At 62.3% G+C, this 8927-nt stretch carries 9 protein-coding genes; all 9 read right to left on the minus strand.

Translation table 11 applies throughout. From position 1 onward, the window contains the following. Positions 1-1425: multicopper oxidase family protein (locus VQ045_RS20465; protein WP_331831435.1), on the minus strand; the 1425-nt coding region annotated here is incomplete at its 3' end. 125 nt (positions 1426-1550) lie between these two features. Further along, positions 1551-2021 carry a c-type cytochrome gene (locus tag VQ045_RS20470; RefSeq protein WP_331831436.1) on the minus strand — a complete coding sequence of 157 codons (471 nt, stop codon included), beginning with the start codon at positions 2019-2021 and terminating at the stop codon, positions 1551-1553. 64 nt (positions 2022-2085) lie between these two features. Beyond that, positions 2086-2775 (minus strand): L,D-transpeptidase, encoded by a 690-nt coding sequence (locus tag VQ045_RS20475; RefSeq protein ID WP_327646272.1) that lies wholly within the window; start codon positions 2773-2775, stop codon positions 2086-2088. Positions 2776-2836: 61 nt separating this feature from the next. Next, complete coding sequence (locus tag VQ045_RS20480) at positions 2837-3157, minus strand: hypothetical protein (protein WP_331827658.1); 321 nt, start codon at positions 3155-3157, stop codon at positions 2837-2839. A 9-nt stretch (positions 3158-3166) separates the two neighbouring features. Beyond that, complete coding sequence (locus tag VQ045_RS22110) at positions 3167-3988, minus strand: cupredoxin domain-containing protein (RefSeq protein ID WP_442879921.1); 822 nt, start codon at positions 3986-3988, stop codon at positions 3167-3169. Between the two features lie 753 nt (positions 3989-4741). Next, complete coding sequence (locus tag VQ045_RS20495; protein WP_327646266.1) at positions 4742-5899, minus strand: N-acetyl sugar amidotransferase; 1158 nt, start codon at positions 5897-5899, stop codon at positions 4742-4744. A gap of 29 nt (positions 5900-5928) precedes the next feature. Then, on the minus strand, positions 5929-6861 hold the full coding sequence (locus tag VQ045_RS20500; protein WP_331831437.1) for an aldo/keto reductase: 933 nt from the start codon (positions 6859-6861) through the stop codon (positions 5929-5931). Beyond that, positions 6839-8050: a UDP-4-amino-4,6-dideoxy-N-acetyl-beta-L-altrosamine transaminase gene (pseC, locus tag VQ045_RS20505; RefSeq protein WP_331831438.1), complete on the minus strand. Its 1212-nt coding sequence runs from the start codon at positions 8048-8050 to the stop codon at positions 6839-6841. The genes VQ045_RS20500 and pseC overlap by 23 nt, the downstream gene beginning before the upstream one ends. Before the next feature lie 4 nt (positions 8051-8054). Continuing rightward, positions 8055-8927: polysaccharide biosynthesis protein (locus VQ045_RS20510; protein WP_331831439.1), on the minus strand; the 873-nt coding region annotated here is incomplete at its 5' end.

Below are 8927 nucleotides of genomic sequence, written 5' to 3' on the forward strand. Positions count from 1 at the left end.
ATCCGTGTGAAGGGGAACCGGTGCTGCCATGACAAACCTCCGTTTGTCACAGTGATTCAGAATTCTGTCAGCTTGGGAATCCCCGAAGAGTCGGCCTTCGCTCCCGTTGGTATCAATCGTCTCCATCGGCGCGTTGAGCACGGTATCGCGCCAGTCGCCGTTCGGATCGGCCTTGCCGTCGCGGGTCAGCACCTTGAAGTGGTGACCGTGCAGATGCATCGCATGCGGCCAGCGTGTGTCGTTGAAGATCGTCAGCTTGACCGTCTGCCCTGCCGAGGCGCGGAACAGCGGTTCGTCCATGTCGCCGGCGACACCGTTGAAGGCCCAGATCCGCCGCAGCTTCACCAACTCCTCGAAACCGCGCTCACGTCCCCCGACCATCGCCCGTTCCATCGAGCCCATGGCGCCGCCCGACATGTCGAGCCGGACGTCGAGGGCTTTGTCCATGTCCAGCGCGTGGCGCATCGTCTCGGCCAGCGGCTGGATGTCGCCCGGTTTCGCGGGCAGCGCCGCCTGATCGCCATAGACAAGGTCGGCGGCATCGATCCAGGCCCGATCGGCATAGACCTTGATGGGAACGCGCGCGCCGGGTTCGGCCTGACAATCCACGACCACGTCGGCCCGCTGGGCCGGAGCGAGGACAACCACGTCGTCCTTGAGGCCGCGTGGCGCGACAGGATGACCGTCGACGGCGATCAGGCGTGGGGCAAGCCCTTCGAGCGAGACCCCCAGAATGCGGGCGTTGGCGCCGTTGATCAGGCGTAGGCGAATGCGCTCGCCGACCCTGACAGGCAATTCGGGTCCGACGGTGCCATTGACCGTCACCACATTGCCGACGCGCCCGCCATGCCCCCAGTCCATGAGGCTGCCGAGGCTTTCCTCGTCGAACATGCCGTCCTTGGTCAGTCGCCAGTCATCGATGAACAACGTCAATTCGCGATCGGCGCCGCGCCACGGTTCCGGCTCCTCGACGATCAGCGGGCCGCTCAGGCCACGCGCCATCTGCTCCCAGGAACGGTCGTGGCTGTGATACCAGAAAGTGCCGGCGTCAGGCGCGACGAAGTCATAGTCAAAGCGGGCACCCGCCGGGACCGCATCCTGGGTCAGGCCAGCGGCGCCGTCCATAGCGTTGTCGATCCGGATGCCATGCCAGTGCACGGCCGTCGATTGCGGCAGGTCGTTGACAAGGCTGCGTCGGACCCGCTCGCCGGCCTTGACGCGGATCGCCTCGCCCGGTGTGGCGCCATTATAGGCCCAGACCTTGGTCGGACCGAACGAGTCGGCGGGCAGAAGCTGCGCCACTCCAGGAGCCGCGCGCAGTTCCGGCAAGGGTTCGGCCGCGGACGCAGCACGGATCGCGGCCGGCGTGAGTGCCGATCCGGCGAGAGCGGCCGTACCCAGCATGAAGCGGCGTCGGGAGATCATGGGTATCCTCGAAAATTCAGGCCGTTGCGGCATAAGAAATCGGCCGGAGCGGCGCGGCGCCCAGGAGAGCGGCGCAAATTATAACATGAACTGCGGACACCCCAATCAGGGATGCCCACCGTCGATCATTTACTTTTCGCCCGCGCGGCGTTCAACGAATCGTGGCGGGTGCGGATTTCTTCGGGCCAGGTCGACTTGATGTAGGACAGCACCGCGACGATCTCCTCATCGCTCAGCATGTCCTCATAGGCCGGCATCGCCGACTCATAGTCACCACCGACGACAGCCGCCGGCCCCAGCTTGGTCAGCCGGAACAGGGTCTCGTCGTCGTGGTGCCAAGTATGACCGCTTTCGTCGTGCGGCGGCGCCGGCATCAGGCCGTCGGGACCGGGAGAGCGCCAGTCCGGCTGCCCCTTCAGGTTCTCGCCATGGCAGGAGGCGCAGTTCGCCGCGTAGAGCGACTGCCCTTGCGCCACCACGCCCGCGTCAGCGGGGCGCAACAGCCCCGCCTCCCCGACGCCAGGAAGCGCCATGACGGTCCACAAGCCGACTCCCGCCACAATGATTGCGGCGAGGATGAGCCCCCACCGCATCATCGGGGCAACTGCCCGGCAAAGCGGCCGACCACTTCGGCGCTATGCCACGGGAGCTTGTGTGCCATCACACCAACCCTTCCGGTTCCTTCGCCGCACGCACCAGCACCGTCGTGCCTTCGGGCACGCGATCGTAGAGATCGATGATCTCGTGGTTCAGCAGCCGGACGCAGCCGGAAGACACGGCGCGACCGATCGAATTGGCCTCCGGCGAACCGTGGATGCGGTACAGCGTGTCCCTGCCGTTCTGGAAGAGATAGAGCGCCCGCGCGCCGAGCGGATTGTCCAGCCCGGGTTGCTGGCCGCCATTTGCGGCGGAATATTTCTCCAGTTCCGGCTGGCGGGCGATCATCTCCGTCGGCGGCGTCCAGGTCGGCCAGTGGCGCTTGTACTGGATCGTCGCCTTGCCCGACCAGGCAAAGCCGGCACGCCCAATGCCAACCCCGTAGCGCAAAGCCTTCCCGCCCTCCTGGACGAGGTAGAGGAAGCGCTCGCCTGGATCGACGACGAGGGTTCCGGGAACCTCTCCCGTGGGGTCGTCGACGAGCTGACGCCAATATTGCGGCGCGACCACACCCGGTGGAACCGCCGGGATCGGATAGGGCTCGGTGGAGATTGGCCCGTAGGAAAGCGGATAGGCCGGAACCGGGGCGGGTTTCGGGGCCGGCGCAACCGGTGGCGGCGAGGTGACACAGCCGCTGACAGCCAATGCCGTCGCGGACAGGCCGGCGCCGAGGATAGCGCGTCGTGTAAGCATAGGGATAATCCTGATTCAATAGAATTTGCGGCCGAGTACGATCGGCCGGAGACGGCGAGAATCAGGCTCTAGGCGGTTTCGTCAGGGGACGCGGCGTCCGTGATCGCCCCTGGAGATCGACAGTTCGCTTGTGAAAGGCGCGATCGCTGCCGGCGGCCAAGACGGCGGGCGAGAGAATAGCGATCAGATCGACGACACAGCGGCTGGACTGCTGGCCTTTCGCCGCCATGCCGCAACGCTTGCCCGCATTGCTCCACGCGCGCGCCGTCGCGCCGCTCGCCTCCGGGATCGAGATATCAATCGCCGGTGCCTGCACCATGCCATAGGCGGGCGTCAGCAAGATCGGCAAAATCAAAAGGAGCGTCAACAAGAACCGCATCATAGCCAGTGTCTAATTCATCATCCCGTCGAATTGAAGGCGCGGAAATACAACGCTGCGTGATAATTCGGCGACCGCTGCAGACTGGCGATCCTTTTGAACCGCGGGCCCGCCGGAGAATCCACCGGGCCCGCGGTATTTCTTGCGCGGCGTCCGGCGTCGGCCGGCCTGGGCCGCGCAACGCCGAAGCTGGCGCGAGCCTATTTCGCCGCGACGATCAACGGACCGTGCATGCCCATTTCGTAATGCCCCGGAATCAGGCAGGCGAACTCGAACTTGCCGGTCTTGGTGAAGGTCCAGACGATATCGCCGTCCTCGCCCTCNGCCCATTTCGTAATGCCCCGGAATCAGGCAGGCGAACTCGAACTTGCCGGTCTTGGTGAAGGTCCAGACGATATCGCCGTCCTCGCCCTCGTCCAACCGGATGGCGTTGGGGTCGGCATGTTTCATGTCCGCGGACATGGCCATCTCGCCCTTGTGCTTCTGGTTCGCCTTCGGCGTACCGATGACGAACTCGTGCTCGAGCACGCCTTCGTTCTCGATCGTGAAGCGGATCGTCCGACCCTTCGTCACTTCGATCCTGGAGGGCTCGAAGATCATGTCGCCGTCCTCGGTCTCCAGCATGGTGATTTCGATGGTCCGGTCGACAGCGTCGGCCTTGCCGGGCTTGCCGACGGCCATTTCCTTGTTGTCACCGCCGGCATGCGTTCCGCCGGCAAACGCCGGGGCGGCAATGACCGTGGATGCGAAAGCGGCGGCGATGATCAGTTTGTTCAACATAGGTCGTTCCTCGTTACTCACTTGGGATGTGCCCTTCCGATCTGCGGCCGTCATCGGCCGAAGTATTTTCCGCCACGCGGTGTCTGCACCGCGCGGATCTGGAAGGAGTGCTGATAGTCGAAGGTTCAGGGATGCCGACCGGAATCCAGCGTCGGACCGCGTTCAGGAAGATCGGCTTTGAAACCGAGAGTCATCGGAAGCGATCGGATGCGACATGGCCACAGGAGGCGGCATCGAGATGTCAGGCGCGTGGAGGTCCGACGCCCGTGTCGACCGGCCGTCCGATCAGCTCCGCGACGTGAGAGGGAATGCGAGCCTTGGGCGACCCGCCCCCCGCCGCTCCATAAGCCATAGCAACGTACTTGACCGGACAGTCGCTACTGCATGAACTGTCCGTCGCGCCATGCTCGCCGGCGAGGGCTACCGCCGAGTTGGTCACACCGTGTCCTTGATCGCCGTCAACGGAAAGCGCGGCGTTCCATGAGGCGACGTGACGATAGGTCGGAGCCGCTCCCGCAGGTGCGAACTGCGACAACAAAACCGTCAGCGTCACCAGGACCGCGGTCAGCAGTCTGATGGTCGCTCGCTGCGGGTTCGTCGATCGAGTCATGCTCTTCCCGGTAACAACTTCAGCATAATCCGTCGATCCTGAAATCTTGAATAGATTTGGAGAGACATCTCGATGCCGTGTTGCAAGCACGTCGGCATGACATCCGTTCCGAGGATTTGTCGGAACGGATGGATTTCATCGAAAAGTGGCCATTGTCAGACTGCGAGCTTTCAGAAGATGGTATCCTCGCTCTGGCCTCAGCCCTCGCGATACCACTTGTCGTAGTCCCAGGTCTTCGGCGCCCATTCGTTCTGGCCGAAATTGGGCTCGTGCGGCGCCACCACAGTGTGCGACACGATCTCGTCGAATTCCTTCTGATCCAGGCCGACATATTCGAGGAAAATGTCCAGCGACGGCGGTTTGCGGCCTTCGAACTTGTCGACGAGTTCCTGGCCGCGCTCCTTGGTGATGCGGCCGTTGCGCAGGTCGAGGGCGACCATCTGGCTGACCCGGCTATAGCCGCGCTTGAGATATTTGATGTAGTCGCGCATGCCCTGCATGAAGCATTCGATCTTCTCGTAAGGATATTCCTCCCACGGCATGCCCTCGACCTGATCGCCCTTCCAGCCGAGTTCTTCTTGGATTAGCCCGACATTCTTCTTCACATCCCAGGGAATGTAGGAGCCCAGGCAGACGGATTCGTAACGAAGCCGCTTAAGATCGCGCAACTTCGGATAGGTGTAGGGAAGCAGGTCACGCGGATCGAGATCGAAATCGCCCTTGATCATGCCGTACATGTCCTCGGCGGTGATGCCGAGATTGACGAAGCGGTTGAACCGCGTCTCGTCGACCTGCTCGATCTCGTCCTCGGCATAGTCGTAATACTGGGTGTATTCCGACGAGGGCTCGCCCCAGAAGACCAGCGGCACGTTGAACTTGATGGCCATATGCATCGGGTAGGAGAAGATGCCGGTGTGGCAGTGCCAGCAGAAATCGCCCTTGCGGCGGAGCGATTCCAGCATCAACCGCTTCACCACGCGCCAGTTTGGTGTGAAGTTCAGGACGTCGACGCCGAGCTTCTTGAAGGTGCGAGTGTTGTTCTCGATCAGCGTCTCGCGCATGAAGCCATGGTCAAAGCGGACGACCAGCGGCTTGATCTTGTACTCCTTCATCAAATACCAGAGCGTATAGGTCGAATCCTTGCCGCCCGAGAACGGAATGATGCAGTCGTAGTCGTACTTGCCGCGATGCCGCTCGATCAGTTCGTCCAGCTGATGCTTGCGCGCGGTCCAGTCGATCTTTTCGTCGCGATGCTCCTTGCCGCGGCAGACGTTGCATACGCCCTTCGTATCAAATTCGATCGTCTCGTAGGTTTCTGGCAGAAGGCAGCTGCCGCATTTCCGCAATTCGGTCATTTCAACTCCATTCGGCATTGTCGGGCGCCCTAAAGCGCGGCCCACATGGCAGGATTAAGGACACGCGGATCGGTGATCCGCCAAGGACCCAGATCGGCGCGTTCGAGCGTGACTCCTGAAGCGGCGGCAGCGATCTCAAGCAGTTCGCGCCGGCTCGTCGTTCCCACGATCGCCCGGCTGATGGCCGGATGCGAGAGCACACCGGCGATCAGTCCCTCTATCAGACCGAACCCCGCTTCGGCAAAGGTTGCGCGCAGTCCCGTAACGGCGTCACGGAGCGGCCCGAACTTGGCCGGGATATCCTCCGGCTTCTGCAACAACAAGCCTTGCAGAAAAATCGATCGGGCGTGGACCTCAACGCCGCGACGGGCCAGCGCGTCAAGCTGACCGCCCTCGTCCAGGCGACCATCGACCGCATTGATGGGCAGTTGCACGATGTCGGGGTCATAGCGCTGGAGTATCCGGTCGATCTCGACCCCATCATAGACCGAAACTCCGATCTTCATCGCCCGGCCGCTCTGCCTGATCTCGTCCATGCGACGCCACACGGCATCGCCGAAGGGGCCGAGAAGGTCGGCGGGGTCGTGAATGAGAAGACCATGCACCTGCTCAACCTTCAGGTTCTCCAGGGATTGGATGAAACGGCGCGCGATGCTATCGGCCGCCGCATCCGGACCTGCCGCGTCCGCCACCTTGCTTGTCTTGGTGACAATCGCGAAGGAACGCGTTTCCGTGGCGGCACCGATGACGGTCTCGCTATCGCCATAGAGCGCGGCGGTGTCGATCAGGCCGATACCGCAGGACGCGGCGGTTCTCATGATCGCGCGCGCTTCGTCGATGGCTACCCTGCCGGCCGCATTGGTGATGCCATAGTCGACGCCGAACTGAACGGTTCCCAGACCGAGCCGCGATGCGCCGTTCGCTTGAGGATCGCTATGGTCAGCTGTTGAGTCGGAGAACATTCCTCACAGCCTCCGCCACGCGCCGGGCATCCTCAACCTCCATCATCGGATAGTATGGAATCGAGAGGGCCCTGGCATAGTAGCTATCGGCCCCCGGCAGATCGAGAGCGCCATAGCGCTCGGCGTAATAGGGCTGCCGATGGATCGGGATATAGTGGACCTGGGTTCCGATGCCCTGCTGGCGCAACTCGCCCATGATCTGTCCGCGATCTTTTCCGAGTGCCTCGAAGTTGATCAGCAGCGGGTAGAGATGCAGGACAGGATCGACAGAGGATGCGATCGCAAGCGGGCGCACCAGATCCCCGAAACCGTCAAACAGACGATCATATTCCGCCTTGATTGCCGCCCGGCGTTCGGCAAACATCGGGAGCTTGGCGAGCTGCGATTGCGCCAGCGCGCAGGCGAAGTCGGGCGCGCGGAAATTGTAACCCAACTCCTGCATCTCGTAATACCAGGGGTTCGGTGCGCCGCCGTGCCCGAATGCCATGTCGGCATTCTTGAACTGGGACGGCTCGCGTACCATCCCATGGCCACGCAGCAGGCGCAGCCGCTCGATGAGCGCCTCGTCGTTGGTGGTGATCACCCCGCCCTCGCCCATGGTGATCGTCTTGACCGGATGAAGCGAAAACACCGCCATCGCCGAATGTCGGCAGGCGCCGATCAATGCCGCAGAACCATTCTCCTCGCGGTAACTTCCGCCGAGGGCGTGACAGGCGTCCTCAACCAGCATGATGCCGTTTTCGTTGGCGATCCGGCCAATCTCGGGCATATCCACCGGTTGGCCGTTGAGATGTACGACGACCGCCATCTTGACCGGCTTTCCGGCTTTGTCGATAGCTACGCGGAAGGTCTTAGGCGTGACCAGTCCGGTATCCGGATCGGCATCGGCGAAGACGATCTCGGCGCCCGCGTATCGCATCCCGTTGGCCGAGGCGAGGAACGACATCGTCGGCGCAATGCCGAGGTCGTCGCTATCTACGTCGCCAGCCAGGGCCGCCAGATGCAGCGCCGCAGTTCCGTTGGCGCAGACCAGTGCGAAACGGGAGCCGACGGCCTCGGCAAAGCTCTTTTCGAAGGCTTCGACCCGAGGCCCCGTCGTCAGCCAGTCGCTTCTCAGGCAATCTGCGACCGCGGCAATGTCCTCGTCGTCGACCCAATGCCGCCCGTAGGGAAGAAACGCCTCCGCCATCAGGTCAGATTCCGGCCTTCGCAACGACCTCGTTGAAGCCCGCCTCGTCGAGCCACACGTCGTTGATGTCGCTGGAATAGGCAAAATCCTCGGCGACCTTGTCGGCGTCGGGATAGAGTTGCTCGTCGCCGGCCCAGAAACGGTAGGTCGGCAGGATCGCGTAGCGATCGCCCAGATCGACCGTCATCCGGGCATCATCGCCGGTGACCATCACTTCGTGCAGCTTTTCGCCGGGCCGGATGCCGACGATCTTTTGCGGCAGCCCAGGCGCAATCGCCTTGGCCAGATCCGTGACCTTCATCGACGGTATCTTGGGCACGAAAATCTCGCCGCCCTTCATCATCTCAAAAGAGGAAAGGACCATGTTGATCCCCTGCTCGAGCGTGATCCAGAACCGCGTCATGTCCGGGTGCGTGATCGGGATGAAATCGGCTCCGTCGGCGACGAGCTTGCGGAAGAACGGCAACACGCTGCCGCGCGATCCCATGACGTTCCCGTAGCGAACGACTGAAAGTCGAAGCCCGGACGAGCCGGCGATGTTGTTCGCCGCAATGAAAATCTTGTCGGAGGCGAGCTTGGAGGCCCCATACAAATTGATCGGGTTGGCGGCCTTGTCGGTCGACAGCGCGACGATCCGTTTGACGTTCTTGTTGATCGCCGCGCGAACGACGTTCTCCGCGCCGATGATGTTCGTCTGCACACATTCGAAGGGGTTGTATTCGGCGATCGGCACATGCTTCAGCGCCGCCGCGTGAACGACATAGTCGATATCAGTGTCGGTCCACAAAGAAGTTGAATGATATGAATCGTTTGTGATTCCATGCTGTTGATTTGATTCGACGAGGGCATGGAAGCGATGTGGACGAAAGCAAACCGC

This window comes from Aurantimonas sp. E1-2-R+4 (genome assembly GCF_036549515.1).
GTDB classification, from domain to species: Bacteria; Pseudomonadota; Alphaproteobacteria; order Rhizobiales; family Rhizobiaceae; genus Aurantimonas; species Aurantimonas coralicida_A.